The organism is Maricurvus nonylphenolicus (genome assembly GCF_042854845.1).
Classification (GTDB): domain Bacteria; phylum Pseudomonadota; class Gammaproteobacteria; order Pseudomonadales; family Cellvibrionaceae; genus Maricurvus; species Maricurvus nonylphenolicus.
Genome location: NZ_AP031498.1, coordinates 2,630,592 through 2,644,612 on the forward strand (window position 1 = coordinate 2,630,592; position 14,021 = coordinate 2,644,612).

The window sequence follows — 14,021 nt, forward strand, 5'->3', positions numbered from 1 at the left end:
AATGATTATTCGTACAGGCACAGGTAGGAGGTCTCAACCTCAGCTTTCACGCCAAAGCTCTGGTTAGCTTCAACGGTGAAGGTTTCGCCCTGCTTAAAGGTTACCCACTCTTCACTGCCTGGCAGCTTAACGGTTAAGGCGCCGCTGGTAACGGTCATATACTCTTTCTGGCTGGTGCCGAACTCGTACTCGCCCTGAGCCATAACGCCAACAGTGGCCGGCAGAGTTTCGGTTTGAAAGGCGATGGATTTAACCTTGCCATCAAAGTATTCGTTGGTTTTAAACATAGTCATCCCTCCTGTGGGAGTACGAAAAATCGTGGGGCGGCGATTATAGCGGCGTCTCTGGGGCACGACAATTGCGTTTGGCAGCATACAAGGAGAATAGGGGCCTATGGCCGTAGTTTGGCAGCAGACCCTCAAAGGGGTTAATTATCAGGTGCGATCGGCCGGTGCTACCCGCAGGCTCTACACCGATGGGGTGTATCACTCGCAATACAACCCCAATAGCCCGGTCGGCGGCTCAGTGTGGGATTTACTGATGTTACCTGCTTTCTTCCATGCCGGGGATCGCCTGAAGCGTATTCTGGTGCTAGGCGTTGGCGGTGGTGCCGTGATTCGCCAGCTGGATCACTTTTTTGAGCCCGAAACGATCGTTGGGGTGGAGCTCAACCCCGTCCATATCAAGGTCGCCAAACGCTTTTTTGGGGTGAAGGGCAAACATATACAGCTGCTCCAGGCTGATGCGATTGCCTGGCTGAAGGCCTATCGGGGCCCCAAGTTTGATCTGATCATCGATGATCTGTTTGGCGAGGTTGATGGTGAGCCAGAGCGAGTCATTGAAGCGGATCCTCACTGGTTTAAGCACTTAACTCGCCCGCTGGCGAAAGACGGTACTCTGGTGATCAATTTCGACACCCCGGCAGGCTTGAAAACCTGTGCCTGGTATACCGACAAGGCCAGTCACCTGTCGTTTAATCAGGCGTATCAGTTCAGTACACCGCTGTACCATAACTGTATTGGCGCCTTTACCCGCCAGGCCACCGATAGCAAGGGTTTTGAGGCCAATTTGCAGTGTTATAAGGAGCTCGACAGGCGGCGTAATAGCTGCCGATTAACTGCACGCTGGCGGAAGTTAAGGCTTTGACCGAAATTTGATAAACTTGCAGCTTAATAACGTAGTTGTAGGTAGTTCAGGATGTCAAAACAGGGCGCTAAATCACTGGTCGTAGAAAGTCGCTTTGCACCTTCCGGCGATCAGCCAACGGCCATTGCCGAGCTGACCAAGGGAATTGAAGCAGGTTTGGCTCATCAGACCCTGCTTGGGGTAACTGGGTCGGGTAAGACCTTTACCATTGCCAATGTGATTGAGAATATCCAGCGTCCCACCATGGTGATGGCGCCGAATAAAACCCTGGCGGCTCAGCTCTACGGTGAGTTTAAAGAATTTTTCCCCAATAACGCCGTCGAATACTTTGTATCCTATTACGATTACTATCAGCCGGAAGCCTATGTGCCTTCGTCCGATACGTTTATCGAAAAAGATGCCTCGGTTAACGAGCATATCGAGCAGATGCGCCTGTCGGCGACCAAAGCCTTAATGGAGCGTAAGGACGCAATTATTGTCGCCACGGTGTCGGCCATTTACGGTCTGGGTGACCCTGATGCCTATTTGAAAATGGTGTTACACCTGGTGCGCGGCGATCAAATTGACCAGCGAGGTCTGTTAAGGCGCTTGGCCGAGCTGCAATACACGCGCAATGATCACGACTTTCATCGGGCTACCTATCGGGTGCGCGGAGATGTGATTGATATTTTTCCTGCCGACTCTGATCGTGAAGCCCTGCGGGTTGAACTGTTCGATGATGAAGTAGAACAGCTGTCGCTGTTCGATCCACTGACAGGAGAGATCCTGCAAAAACTGCCGCGTTTTACGGTCTACCCGAAGTCTCATTACGTTACACCGCGACAACGTATTCTCGATGCCATTGACGCTATAAAAATAGAAGCCGAAGAGCGTTTGCAGCAGTTGCGTGATAACGACAAACTCGTGGAAGCACAACGACTGGAGCAGCGCGTCAAATATGATGTTGAGATGATGCAGGAACTGGGTTACTGCACCGGTATCGAAAACTATTCCCGTTATCTATCTGGCCGCGATCCTGGTATGCCACCACCAACGCTATTCGATTACCTGCCAGATGATGCGCTGCTGGTGATTGATGAATCCCATGTGGGCGTGCCACAAATTGGCGGTATGTATCGCGGTGACCGATCGCGAAAAGAAACCCTGGTTGAATATGGTTTTCGGCTGCCATCGGCATTGGACAACCGACCATTACGTTTCGATGAGTGGGAGAAGTTAGCCCCACAAACCATTTTTGTGTCGGCAACGCCGGGTAACTATGAAAATGAGCATGCCGGGCAAGTGGTAGAACAGGTTGTGCGACCTACTGGTTTGTTAGATCCCATCGTTGAAGTGCGACCCGCAACAACACAGGTCGACGATTGTTTGTCAGAAATTCGAATGCGCGTCGCCGATGATGAGCGTGTGTTGATTACAGTACTGACCAAACGTATGGCCGAGGATCTAACCGAGTACCTGGAAGATCACGATGTTCGCGTGCGCTACTTGCATTCGGATATCGATACCGTGGAGCGGGTCGAAATTATTCGTGATCTGCGCTTGGGGGAATTTGATGTGCTGGTAGGGATTAACCTGCTGCGTGAAGGTTTGGATATGCCGGAGGTATCGCTGGTTGCCATTATGGATGCCGATAAAGAAGGCTTTTTACGCTCTGATCGTTCGCTAATCCAAACTATCGGTCGAGCTGCCCGTAACCTAAACGGTAAAGCGATTCTCTATGCTGACAGGGTTACCGATTCCATGCGTCGTTCCATTGATGAAACTGAGCGTCGTCGCGCCAAACAGATGGCCCATAACGAAGCTAATGGCATTACTCCAAAAGGCATTGATAAAAAGATTGCCGATATTATGGAGGGGGCGCAGGTTGTGGGTAGTAGAGGCAAGCAGCGCAAGGTGGCTGAGAAGTCCGGTAAATACGATATCGAGACCAGCGGCAAGGATGTTTGGCACCAGATTGCCGAGCTGGAAGAGAAAATGTTCCAGGCAGCAAAAGATCTTGAATTCGAAGAAGCTGCACGCATTCGAGATCGTATTCATCAACTTAAAGAGCATGCGGAATAGGGCAGACTATGGCCGTCGTATTTACCTATGGATCGCTGATGTTTGATGAAGTTTGGTCCAGAGTTGTGGCCGGGCAATATCAATCTGTTCCTGCGCAGTTATCTGGTTACAGACGTTTGGCTGTTAAGGGGTACGATTTCCCAGGTGTTATTGCTGATGTTAATGGTAAGTACACGGTTGATGGTTTAGTTTACTTTGATGTCGCTAATAAAGATTTGCAGCGTCTGGACGATTTTGAAGGGCAGTTGTATCAGCGTGTTGGTGTTAGCGTAGAGTCCGATTGCGGAGCCATTGAGGTGGACACCTATCTATTTTGCCAACAGTATTATGATTTACTGGCCGACTGGGATTGGTGCGTTGAGCATTTTAGCCGTGTTGGCCTTCAGCGCTTTTTAAACCGTTATGACGGTTTTGAGGTTCTGTCATGATTTCCTGTGAAAAACACGATTATGTTGAGATTGCTTGTCTATACCGTCTACCTGTGGAGTTGATCCTTGACGATGGTAGCAAGGTGAGCGGTACCGCTACCGATGTGCGCAATAATGACAGCAGGCAGGAGTGTTTGCAGCTAGACAGTCGTGGGCAGTTATCTCTGATTGTATTGGATAATGTTAGGCAGATGACTGCTCTAAAGGATAATCCGCACTTCGACACTGTACATTTATCATAGTGCGGATTTGCCTGCTGTCTTAATAAAGGTCAGCTCTTAATAGAGATCAACTACGACTCTAAAACCGACATCGTCAAAGCGCTGGGAGACCGCTCGGCTATCGCGTTTACTGCTACTAATGTCATCCTTGGTCTGTTTCATTGAACCACCGCGCACGCTGTAGGCAGCGCAGTTTTTACTGGTCACAGCCGACCCGTCACGGGGTGCCCCGAGGTAGTGGTCCTGATAGCAATCGGCAACCCACTCAGCGACATTGCCTGAGGTATCAAATATCTTAAATGCATTGGCGCTGTAGCTGCCGACAGGTGCGGTTTTGCTGGTAAATAGTCCGGCGTATTCACTTTTACAGCCGCGACGGCAATTCGCTCGACCTTCAGACGATGAGTTACCCCACCAGAAATTGCCTTTGGTTTTGGCGCGGGCAATATACTCCCATTCTGCTTCGGTGGGGAGCCGATATTTTCTGCCGGTGGTTTTACGCAGCCACTTGGCGTAATCCTTGGCTTCCTGCCAGGTAATATTTATAACCGGTCGGCTGCCTCGTCCCCAGCGTTTATCGTTGGGTTTGGTGCGCCCGGTGGCCTTGGCAAATTTATCAAAGTCAGCAAAGGTGATTTCATATTGGCTGACCGCAAACGGGGTTTTAAATTTCACGCGACGGACCGGGGTTGCCGTACTGTCGGCCTTATTGCCCATTAAAAAGCTGCCTGCAGGCACAATAACCATGGCCGGCCCTTTACCGCCAACTTTATTGAGGTCGTTGTAGAAAACGGCTCCTGGGACCGGTGTTTTACGAAGTCGAAAATCGGGCGAAAGGGCTTTGTTTTTAAGGGTGACCCATTCCGTTTTAGTGTCGTAACCGTCTTGCGATACTTCCAGGTGATACTTTCCGGGTAGCAGCTTAATCCCCGGATAATACACATCAGGTATATTCAAAATTCTGATGCGCGCAGTGTCAGGGGTAGCGGCTACGGTTATGGCATAGCGAGGCGGGGGGGGCGCAACCGGTTTGGGTGGTTCAGGAGGTGCATCTTCTGCCTGGAGTTGTTCAGACGTTGAGGTATCAGTTAATTTACCTGCTGCCGTGGTCTGATTTGGGTTGTCTGTTGTTGCGGTCTGTTCAGATACGCTTTCGTTGTCGGTATCTTCTGGTGTGTCACCAAACCAGCTGGTGAGTTGTTGTTCGAGTGCACTGGCGGTGTAGTTGGCAGCATTATCGATACTTTTTGGCAGCCATGTCTCTCCCGGAATATCAAACTGCTTGATGGCAACACTTAATGCGCTCCACAGGCACAGGCCGACAAAAATAATGGGCAATGCCCGCATAGCCAAGCGAATCTTGTTACTTTTTACTGCCTGATAATGGGCTGCCCGCTGCACTCGGGTGGAAATAATTGTGGCCCGATCATCTTCTGCGGTATTGGCTTCTGTGCGAATTTCAGTAACTTCAGTTTGCGGGTGTCGGTACAAGCCGCGCTTGGGTTTCCAGCGCCAGCTTAAGATAAAGGTGAGCAGGGTTTTGCTGTTGGCCAATACAGCGGCATAACTGGTGAGTAGCAGTGCCTTAAACAGCGATAGTACTTGCACGGCGGTGGGTTCGGTTTGTGTCAGGTAGCGCGGTGAAGAACCGCTGCTGGTCCCTTCAATGGCGTCAATGGCATCGACACATTCCCGGCCGCGCTGATAGCGATCATCAGCATCCTTGGCCAATAATTTATTTAGCAGATTTTGATAGAGGCTAAATTGCGGTGGTAGTTTGGGGATGGGGGCTGTCAGGTGTTTGATGGCAATGGCGACGGCTTCGTCAGCCTGGTAGGGCACACTGCCGGTCAGCATCTCGTAAAACACAACCCCGAGGCTATATAGATCCGAACGGCCATCAATGGGTTTACCACGAGCCTGTTCGGGGCTCATATAGTGTGGTGTGCCGACAACCGTGCCGGCATTGGTCATCTTGCTGGCGCTGGTAACGGTTTTGGCAACGCCAAAATCAGACAGTACAGCCGAGTCATCTTCGCGGAAAAGTACGTTTTCGGGTTTGATGTCACGATGGATGTAGCCTTTCTCATGGGCGTGATCCAGCGCCTGGGCTATTTCGCGAATAATGCGCAGGACTTCTTTGGGGCTCAGGCCTGAGGCAAGTTTGTCGTGTACGGAGCCACCGGGAAGGTAGTCCATGGCGATATAGTTAAGGTTTTTATAGCGGCCAATATCGTAAATGGAGACAATATTTGGATGCGATAATTGGCCAACAATATTGGCCTCACGCTGGAAACGTTCACTAAAAACAGGGTCGGCATTTAATGCCGGGGACATCACCTTAAGTGCGACTTCCCGGCCGACACTTAATTGAATGGCCAGGTAAACCGTGGACATGCCGCCCTGATTGATCTTGCGAATAATGCGGTAACCGGGGATTTGCATAACAGGTTAGCCGAGAATCCAATAGCCTACGAGAAGCAGGCAAAGCAGGGTGGTGGCATAGAGCAATGCGTCAAGCCAGGATTTGCCTGTGATTACGGGCAGCCAATCGCTGATGGTTTGTAACATACTGCGTTCATACAGCGGTGACTCAATCACTTGGACGGTAATATTGTCCTTGCCCCCATTGTCCAGCGCCGCTTGCATTAATTTTTGAGCGGCTTCTTTGGTGCTGCGTGATTCACATAAAATCTGAGCGATATGCTGATTGTCCACTTCATCAGTCAGGCCGTCACTGCAGAGTAATATTCGCTGCTGCTTTTGCCATTCGCCGTTAATTACGTCGACAGATATCTGTTGAAGATCCAGTGAGCCAATGCACTGGGTAATGACGTTTTTGTCCGGGTGGTTGGCTACTTCGTCTTCGGCGATCGCGCCGGAGGCCAATAGCATTTGTACGTAAGAATGATCGGTGGTCAGTTGCTCAAGTCTGCCGCCATTGGATTCCTGAGACCAGAGATACGCACGGCTGTCGCCAACCCAGGCGACTTTATAATCGTGCCCCTGGCTTTGCAGGGCGACAACAGTGGAGCCCATGCCGGCCGCGCCTTTACCGTCTCTGACCGCCTGCAGAACATTTTCATGAGCTTCAAGGATGCTGTCTTCCAGTGGCGTGCTGCCTGTGGCTGAAGATTCAAGGGTTGTTTTAACGATGGCGCTGGCAATTTCTCCGGCTTCGTGTCCGCCCATGCCGTCGGCCACACCCCAGAGACCCTGCTCGGGGCAAGCGAGGTAACAGTCTTCGTTGTTGTCCCTGTTAAGGCCTTTATCTGATACCGAGCTGGAATTTAATGAGGCCATAAGCCAATCCGTTCGTTAATGGGGCGATCAAGCGCTAACCCTTTTATTCATAGCCGCTGTTGTTTTTATCTTAGCCTTGAATGATCGATATGAGGTAAGGCGCTGAATATTACCGAATCATGTCAGGCCGTGGCGGCTAAATCCTTCAAAATGTATACTACCGCTAAATCTTAGAGAATAAAGTGATTTTTTTCATCTAAGCTATTGATAATCAAAATCCTTTTGTAGCATTATCGGTGAGTCTTAGACAAGGGGATTCATCATTTTAGAGGGTCAGTTACCCCATGCTCAAACTCCGCTTCAAAAACAATAAACATAATGCGGTTTGGTTAGTTGAACCAAAGGTCGTCCTGGGCCGAGGCAGCCAAAATGATCTCGTCATCGCCGATGAGAGTGTGGCTGATATTCACGCAGAAATTAGAGTTGATCACGAAAATCTCACCCTGGTAAGGCGCACCGCTAAGGGGCAGTTATCACTCAATGGAAAAAGTATTGAGAAGGGCGCCCGACTCAAGCCTGGCGACGTTATCACCCTGGGTAATACCGAACTTCAGGTTGTCGATCCGAAACAGGAATCTCGTAAGGTTGAACCTACGGTCGTGCGCGGTGAAGATTCCACCACTGCCTGGGCATTAAAGGCCAATCATACGGCGTTGAGTAATCGGGTATTTACCTTAAAAGAAGAAACCATAGTAGGCCGCTCCAACGAATGTGATATCACGCTCGCCGCCGCCCACTTGTCACGGCGTCACGCCAAATTAGTGGTCAAAGAGGGGCTGTTGTACGTCAAGGACTTGGGCTCTTCAAATGGCACTTACCTGAATGGCAAGCGGGTTAATGAAGCCCGTGTTAAACGGGGAGATGATCTGCGTTTTGACACCTTGAGCTTTGGTGTTATCGGTCCAGCCGACGATATGGATAAAACCACGGTTAGATCTGTTTCTGCCGAGCCTGCCGATCCCGCGCAAAGTGATAAATCGGCAAAGTCTGCGCAGCCGCGTAAACGTAATGCTGCCGCCAAAACCAGCAATCCTCAGCCGGCATCGGTTACGACGGTCACAGAAGAGCCCAAGTCAACGGGTAAGGGGCCTTTAGTGATGCTGGCGTTGCTATTGGTTGGGGTTCTTGCCGTATTAATTCTCTTCCAGAACGGTTTTATCTAAACCGTTCACTTACCAAGGCAGGCGTCTGTCCTGCCTTGTTATACCTCCTGGTAGTATATCCTGGTGTTATCTAGTCGAATTAATTTCTAGAGAATCTAAAATGCCGGCCGATAGCCTCGTATAGCCCCCACGTGGGAGAGAGGTATCATGTTCCCGTCAGCATTTTCGTCACAATCACACTCAGCTTTTCAAGGCCTCCATGCCTTTAGGGGTTTTGGTGATTTGGGTGACAACTCCTATCGGCAGCAATCAGAGGCATCCAATGTCCCTGCAGCTGCCTCTGTGCGTATACATTCTGAAAGCTTTCAGCTGTTTGAACGTGTGGTGTCAGTGCAGCAGAGTAAGGCCGGTTTTGGACCGACTGAAGCTCAGGCACCAGTAGCGGTCGATAATCAGCGCCACACGGCAGAAAAAGCCGCCGGCAATATCCTTAACTTTATCGAGCAGCGATTGCGCAGTGATGCGAGTCAGGGTGCGGACGTTGAGGCCCTGTCAGAGCGCTTGGCCGAGGGACTTGAAGGCTTTAAGCAGGGATTCGAGCAAGCCAGCAAGGAGCTTGATGATCTTGGCCTCCTGACACCTGAGGTGGAAGCCGATATTCAGGAAACCTATGACCGAGTGTTGGCCGGTGTTGATGCGCTGGAGGAAAGGCTCGCTGATATTGCTGCAGGTAAAGCCGTTGCTACAGAAGAGTCTGTTGCTGAGGTGAGTCGGCCTGATGCTGGGGTGAGAGCCCAGTATGAAAGCCTGGATTACCGTGAGCGTAATAGCTTCAAGTTTGAATTGACCACCGCCGATGGTGATACCGTCAAGATTCGTATTAACCAGCAAGAAAGCTATTCCGGGGCCTACGGGCAGGCTAGCGGTGGCGGCATGCAGGTGTCGGCTTCAGGCTTTGAGCACAGTTTTGACTCCCGTTTTAAGCTGGAAGTTGATGGACATCTGGATGATGATGAGATGGCAGCCATCAGTGATCTGATGGGCCAGGTAGGAGAGCTGTCGGAGCAGTTCTTTGCCGGTGATTTGGGCGCGGCATTCCAGCAGGCTCAATCGCTGGGCTATGATGCCAGTGAGATATCATCATTCTCGCTTAATCTGCGTCAGACCAGCGTTCAGCGCATGCAGAGTGCCTACAGTGATTTTGCCGATGTTTCGCCCGGCAAGTCTATGAGTCAGCTGTTAGAGCCAATGGGGCGGTTTGTAGAAGATCTGACGGATGCAGCTCGCGCAGCCAGTGAGCGTTTCGCCTCGGTTTCCGATCTGATTAAAGATCTTAGTCAGCTGTTTGAGCAACCTGAGCAGCCCTCATTCAAGGATATGATGGGGCAATTACTGGACGTTGTATAAACGCCAGCCTGTGATACAGCACTTATGGTACACTGCAGGTTTTCCGCCTGCAGTTGCCAGCTTCCTGATACATGACCTCCTCAAAAACACTCTATCTCTACACCACCCTGGGCTGTCACCTGTGTGAACAGGCTAAACAGTTAGCCTGGCCGGTTCTGGAGCATTATGGTTTTCGCCTGCAAGAGGTGGAGATTGCCGATGATGAGGATCTGATGACGCGCTACGGCATTCGTATTCCGGTTGTAGCCCGTGCTGATGATGGCGCTGAGCTGGGTTGGCCCTTTGATCAGCAGGCCTTGAGTGAGCTCCTTAAGTGAGCTATTGACGGCTGAATAGGCGTTGGCACGAGTATCCTCTCCCAGGGTTGACCTGTGATTCTTCAAGCTATTGGCTAAACTATTAATGATTGGGGCTTTGCTGCCGTTATTCTTCCTTAAATCCCTGTCGAGGATGACAGGCAAATAGTGCCCTTGAAGGCATCGTAAGCTTTATGTAGGAACGTAGTTTATGTCCAAGCTTCTGAGTTCTGTAGATCAACGTACACAACTGGTTGGCGAGAACCGCCTCGAGTTGTTGACTTTTCGCCTTGCCGGGCGGCAGTTGTTCGCGTTGAACGTCTTCAAAATTCAGGAGGTCGTACAAGTTCCTGCCCTTACAGCAGTCCCTCATAGCCACCCGGTGATTTGTGGTGTGACCCACCTGCGCGACCAAACCATCTCTGTCATTGATCTCAGTGCGGCAATCGGTGGCCCACCGCTGCAGGGGCGTGAGAACTGTAATTTGATTGTGACTGAATATAACCGCTCGGTGCAGGCCTTTTTGGTTGGCGCTGTGGATCGAATCGTTAATCTGAACTGGGAGCTAATCCTGCCGCCGCCCAAGGGAACCGGACGCAGTAATTACCTGACGGCCATTACCCAGCTGGATGACGATATTGTTGAAATCCTTGATGTTGAGCGTGTGCTGGCCGATATCATTCCCTATGAAACAGATGTCTCTGATGATGTTCTGGATGATAACCTGGTTGATGAGGCCATTAATCGCAATATAACCCTGCTGATGGTAGACGACTCGACGACGGCTATGCAGCAGGCAAAAGATACGCTGGCCAATATCGGTGTAAAAATGGTGTATCAGCAGGACGGTTTAAAGGGACTTAGCTATTTGAAGCAGCTCGCTGCAGAAGGTGGCGATATCAATGATAAATTACTGATGGTAATCACGGATGCTGAAATGCCAGAAATGGACGGTTATCGGCTTACCCATGAAATTCGTCAGGATCCATTGTTGAAAGACCTGCATGTGATTTTACACACCTCGCTGAGCGGCAATTTTAACGAGGCGATGGTGAAGAAGGTGGGGTGTGATGACTTTCTGTCGAAGTTTCAACCGGACCTTCTAGCCAAAACCGTACAAAATCATATTCGTAAGCGTTTGGAAGAAGGCTCGCTTTAATAGAGCATTTTAGAAAAGCTCTATCTCGTCATTGTTTTCGCTACCGCTTTCCTCTTCTTTTTCAAAGTGGTGGCGATAAATCTGCAAGGCTTCCTCCACGGTTGCACCACGCATAATATGTTCAAACATAATGCGCTCTGCCTCCATGGTGTAACTGCTTTTTACCTGAGTTTGAATGGTTTTCCAGGACTCGGGATTATTTAGCTGGTTGTTATCCTGCATTACCGTGGTAACTCTTTCCAGGCTTCTGGCGACATGATCCAGCCGTTGTGTAATACGGTCATAAAACTGAAATGCAGTAACGGCCTGTTTGATTCTTTCGTTCATTTCCCGTGCGGTATAGCTCACTTCGTCTTTGAAATCACCAAGCTCATCACCGGGTTTAAGTGCTTGTACTTGCTGGTCGACGGTCTGCGAATGTTTGGCTAATTCGGTAAAGGCATCTGTCAGCGTATTAACGGATTTTCCACTGTCAGCCATTGAGGTTTCAATCTGACAGACTGCCAGATAAAGCATGGTGATGGTTTCCTGAATGTGGCACCAGCTGTCAGCGCTGGGGGGAGTCACTTCCCGTTTATCAATCGACATAGTAGGCCTATAGGCTATGGGGTTTTAAAAAGCATAGCCTATTTTTATTTTATGGGTGGGGCGTTAGAGTTTTTGCTTCGCCTCTGCGTTACTGACGAACGCAGGAGTGTTACCCAGGCGGTAACCGTAGATGACAGAGTAGGCGAGAATATTTTGAACATAACCCCGCGTCTCTTTAAACGGGATGGCCTCAATCCAGACGTCGTAGGGTAGTCCCTGGCTGCCTTCTTCACTCAACCACGCCTTAACCCGATGAGGGCCTGCGTTATAGGCAGCAGCAGCCAATATGCGGTTGTTGTCGAATTGATCAAGCAGGGTATTTATATAAAAGCTGCCCAGGGCGATATTCTTTTCCGGTTTCAACAGGTCGTGAGAGCGGTAGCGAACGCCGGCTTTACGCGCGGTATAACGAGCTGTACCTGGCATCAGCTGCATCAGGCCCAATGCGCCGGCAGGTGATTTGGCATCAGCGGCAAAAGCACTTTCCTGACGGGCGATGGAAAATAGCAGTGGCTGTGTCAGGCTGTGCTTATCGGCGGCCTGGTTGATGTGATTGTCATAGGCCAGGGGGAAGCGCAGCTGTAAATCGTCCCAAGAGCGAGCTGCGGCCATGGCTTGAATGGTTTTGCGGTGCCAACCCCATTGTTGGGCCAGTTTGGCGGCAGCCAGGTGAGCCATATTATCGAAATTTTGGGTCATGTAGCGCCATTCACGACGGGCGTAATTAAGCTGTTTCATGGCCAGAAGCTCTTTGGCTCGGCGTGCCTCTGGGCGTCCAGCGATGGCGATTACAAGCTCCTGAGGCGGTGTGACGGGTTGATCGCGCAATACATAGTCGCGACCGACAATATCGGCAGCCAGGAAACTGTAGAAGCCTCTATCCATGGCCAGGCCAGTGTATATTTGCTGTGGGGTCGGATAGGCCGGATCATCAATGCTGAGTTGCTGCATAGCTCTGGCGCGCCAGTAGAGCCAGCGTGGAGACTGCTGCTCGTTGGCGGGAAGGCGCTGAATCCACTGGTAGGCCTGTTGCCAGTTCTGTTGGCGCAGTGCCTCGCGGATAATCGCTTCCGACATATCGGTATTGGTGAAATGCTCGGTGTTGGCTATAAGTCGCTCTGCGGCATTGCTGTGGCCTTTGCGGGCCAGCTTGCCAGCCAGGTATTCAAGTGTTTCGCGGCGGGGCTCGTCGGCAAATAGCTGCTGGGCATCGTAGCGATTCCACTCATAGAGTGCTGCAACAGGGTCCTTCCGGGCGTAACGCTTGATACCGTGCAGGATAATTTCCTGCATTCTGGGGGATTGTTCGGCAAATCTCCGACGCTGGTTGAGGCGTTGAGGGTAGCGGTCGATCTCAAGGTACAGGGCAGCCTGCTTGCGCATCTGAGCAGGCATTAACTTGGCAAGGTATCGAGCCAAGCTGCGTTTGCGGGCTTTTATTGCCTTGCTGTGACGTTGCCAGGCAAGTTCTGGGGTCAGGTGGCCTTGTCCTATCCAGCGTTTAAACAGGGGGGTACATTCGTCGGGCTGCGATTTGCCGACATTCCACAGCGGTTCTACATTCTGGTAGGCGCTTTCATCGCCGGTGCTAATGCGGGCTTGTAGCCAATAACAGCGTAACTCGGTACTGCTCAGGTGCTGCTGGTAGTAGCTTTGATAGTCGTGCCAGTGGCGTTTCTTGGCGAGGGTGTGTAACCAGCCTTTGAGCATGCGATCACCCAGGTAGGTGTTCTCATGTTGATCGAGAAAGTCATCAACCTCTTTGTAGGGCAAGCGATACAGGCGCCGACGTAACTCGCGGTAGTCGAGGTAGGGCGTTAGAGGGTAGCCGTGCAGGCGTTGACGATATTTACGATAGGTTTTGAAATGGCCGCGTTTTAGAGCTTCTTCGGCGCGGGTGTAATGTTGGCGTTGTTGCTGTAGTAGGCTCGGCAGGGGCGATATCAGTGCGGCAGAGGTGTCCGCCTGCGATACGGCGGGCGCCAGAAAGCAAAGCAATAGCATCGCTGCCGACAGCTTAATACGGGCTTTGATGTGTGTTTGTACGTCTTTTAGCTGCATTTAAAAACTTTTGCTAGCAAATTGTGCGAAATTAGGAGCTGTTTAGTTGTTTGAATACCCTGAGCTACCTTGATAAAGCCTGTGATTCTCCGTGTAGTGTGTACAAGCAGGCCCCGCGGTAAATGCTTCAGGGAAAATTCCTTGCTCTTATTATCAGTGTAGATGAGATTATCCTGAGTGGTGTTGCGAGTAAAGCATGGGCAGAGCATAAAAATCCCGTTATTATCGCCCCCCTTTATAACTCGTGC

General features: G+C 50.8%; 13 protein-coding genes. 8 read left to right on the forward strand and 5 right to left on the reverse strand.

The annotated features are described in order from the left end of the window. Positions 1-5: 5 nt before the first annotated feature. Positions 6-287: a pyrimidine/purine nucleoside phosphorylase gene (locus ACGHZ6_RS11330; protein ID WP_390618972.1), complete on the reverse strand. Its 282-nt coding sequence runs from the start codon at positions 285-287 to the stop codon at positions 6-8. Between the two features lie 106 nt (positions 288-393). On the opposite strand from ACGHZ6_RS11330, the gene ACGHZ6_RS11335 reads away from it, so the two are divergent. The 4 genes from ACGHZ6_RS11335 to ACGHZ6_RS11350 are packed head-to-tail and all read left to right on the forward strand — an operon-like array spanning position 394 to position 3,877. Beyond that, on the forward strand, positions 394-1,146 hold the full coding sequence (locus tag ACGHZ6_RS11335) for a spermidine synthase (protein WP_390618973.1): 753 nt from the start codon (positions 394-396) through the stop codon (positions 1,144-1,146). Between the two features lie 51 nt (positions 1,147-1,197). Then, complete coding sequence (gene uvrB, locus ACGHZ6_RS11340) at positions 1,198-3,207, forward strand: excinuclease ABC subunit UvrB (RefSeq protein WP_390618974.1); 2,010 nt, start codon at positions 1,198-1,200, stop codon at positions 3,205-3,207. A gap of 8 nt (positions 3,208-3,215) precedes the next feature. Continuing rightward, complete coding sequence (locus ACGHZ6_RS11345; RefSeq protein ID WP_390618975.1) at positions 3,216-3,635, forward strand: gamma-glutamylcyclotransferase family protein; 420 nt, start codon at positions 3,216-3,218, stop codon at positions 3,633-3,635. Beyond that, a complete protein-coding gene (locus ACGHZ6_RS11350) occupies positions 3,632-3,877 on the forward strand; it encodes a Rho-binding antiterminator (RefSeq protein ID WP_390618976.1) in 246 nt (81 codons plus the stop codon). Before ACGHZ6_RS11345 ends, ACGHZ6_RS11350 begins: the two co-directional genes overlap by 4 nt. A gap of 36 nt (positions 3,878-3,913) precedes the next feature. Here ACGHZ6_RS11350 and ACGHZ6_RS11355 read toward each other — a convergent pair whose 3' ends face one another. Then, complete coding sequence (locus ACGHZ6_RS11355) at positions 3,914-6,301, reverse strand: protein kinase domain-containing protein (protein WP_390618977.1); 2,388 nt, start codon at positions 6,299-6,301, stop codon at positions 3,914-3,916. A gap of 6 nt (positions 6,302-6,307) precedes the next feature. Further along, complete coding sequence (locus ACGHZ6_RS11360; RefSeq protein ID WP_390618978.1) at positions 6,308-7,159, reverse strand: PP2C family protein-serine/threonine phosphatase; 852 nt, start codon at positions 7,157-7,159, stop codon at positions 6,308-6,310. Positions 7,160-7,443: 284 nt separating this feature from the next. On the opposite strand from ACGHZ6_RS11360, the gene ACGHZ6_RS11365 reads away from it, so the two are divergent. The 4 genes from ACGHZ6_RS11365 (at position 7,444) to ACGHZ6_RS11380 (ending at position 11,124) form a co-directional block, all read left to right on the forward strand. Further along, positions 7,444-8,322 (forward strand): FHA domain-containing protein, encoded by an 879-nt coding sequence (locus ACGHZ6_RS11365; protein ID WP_390618979.1) that lies wholly within the window; start codon positions 7,444-7,446, stop codon positions 8,320-8,322. 147 nt (positions 8,323-8,469) lie between these two features. Then, positions 8,470-9,669 carry a DUF5610 domain-containing protein gene (locus ACGHZ6_RS11370; RefSeq protein WP_390618980.1) on the forward strand — a complete coding sequence of 400 codons (1,200 nt, stop codon included), beginning with the start codon at positions 8,470-8,472 and terminating at the stop codon, positions 9,667-9,669. Between the two features lie 71 nt (positions 9,670-9,740). Then, a complete protein-coding gene (locus tag ACGHZ6_RS11375; protein ID WP_390618981.1) occupies positions 9,741-9,986 on the forward strand; it encodes a glutaredoxin family protein in 246 nt (81 codons plus the stop codon). 190 nt (positions 9,987-10,176) lie between these two features. Continuing rightward, on the forward strand, positions 10,177-11,124 hold the full coding sequence (locus ACGHZ6_RS11380; protein WP_390618982.1) for a chemotaxis protein CheV: 948 nt from the start codon (positions 10,177-10,179) through the stop codon (positions 11,122-11,124). A 9-nt stretch (positions 11,125-11,133) separates the two neighbouring features. On the opposite strand, the gene ACGHZ6_RS11385 is transcribed toward ACGHZ6_RS11380, so the two are convergent. Together ACGHZ6_RS11385 and ACGHZ6_RS11390 are read right to left on the reverse strand one after the other, a co-directional pair. Further along, positions 11,134-11,712 carry a hypothetical protein gene (locus tag ACGHZ6_RS11385; RefSeq protein ID WP_390618983.1) on the reverse strand — a complete coding sequence of 193 codons (579 nt, stop codon included), beginning with the start codon at positions 11,710-11,712 and terminating at the stop codon, positions 11,134-11,136. A 63-nt stretch (positions 11,713-11,775) separates the two neighbouring features. Then, the gene (locus ACGHZ6_RS11390; protein WP_390618984.1) at positions 11,776-13,773 is read right to left on the reverse strand and encodes a transglycosylase SLT domain-containing protein; all 1,998 of its coding nucleotides are present in this window, start codon (positions 13,771-13,773) and stop codon (positions 11,776-11,778) included. Between the last annotated feature and the right edge of the window lie 248 nt (positions 13,774-14,021).

What these genes read in the sequence shown, in the direction of transcription:
- ACGHZ6_RS11330 (WP_390618972.1), bottom strand. Translation starts at nt 287, where the DNA reads ATGTTTAAAACCAACGAATACTTTGATGGCAAGGTTAAATCCATCGCC.
- ACGHZ6_RS11335 (WP_390618973.1), top strand. Translation starts at nt 394, where the DNA reads ATGGCCGTAGTTTGGCAGCAGACCCTCAAAGGGGTTAATTATCAGGTG.
- uvrB (WP_390618974.1), top strand. Translation starts at nt 1,198, where the DNA reads ATGTCAAAACAGGGCGCTAAATCACTGGTCGTAGAAAGTCGCTTTGCA.
- ACGHZ6_RS11345 (WP_390618975.1), top strand. Translation starts at nt 3,216, where the DNA reads ATGGCCGTCGTATTTACCTATGGATCGCTGATGTTTGATGAAGTTTGG.
- ACGHZ6_RS11350 (WP_390618976.1), top strand. Translation starts at nt 3,632, where the DNA reads ATGATTTCCTGTGAAAAACACGATTATGTTGAGATTGCTTGTCTATAC.
- ACGHZ6_RS11355 (WP_390618977.1), bottom strand. Translation starts at nt 6,301, where the DNA reads ATGCAAATCCCCGGTTACCGCATTATTCGCAAGATCAATCAGGGCGGC.
- ACGHZ6_RS11360 (WP_390618978.1), bottom strand. Translation starts at nt 7,159, where the DNA reads ATGGCCTCATTAAATTCCAGCTCGGTATCAGATAAAGGCCTTAACAGG.
- ACGHZ6_RS11365 (WP_390618979.1), top strand. Translation starts at nt 7,444, where the DNA reads ATGCTCAAACTCCGCTTCAAAAACAATAAACATAATGCGGTTTGGTTA.
- ACGHZ6_RS11370 (WP_390618980.1), top strand. Translation starts at nt 8,470, where the DNA reads ATGTTCCCGTCAGCATTTTCGTCACAATCACACTCAGCTTTTCAAGGC.
- ACGHZ6_RS11375 (WP_390618981.1), top strand. Translation starts at nt 9,741, where the DNA reads ATGACCTCCTCAAAAACACTCTATCTCTACACCACCCTGGGCTGTCAC.
- ACGHZ6_RS11380 (WP_390618982.1), top strand. Translation starts at nt 10,177, where the DNA reads ATGTCCAAGCTTCTGAGTTCTGTAGATCAACGTACACAACTGGTTGGC.
- ACGHZ6_RS11385 (WP_390618983.1), bottom strand. Translation starts at nt 11,712, where the DNA reads ATGTCGATTGATAAACGGGAAGTGACTCCCCCCAGCGCTGACAGCTGG.
- ACGHZ6_RS11390 (WP_390618984.1), bottom strand. Translation starts at nt 13,773, where the DNA reads ATGCAGCTAAAAGACGTACAAACACACATCAAAGCCCGTATTAAGCTG.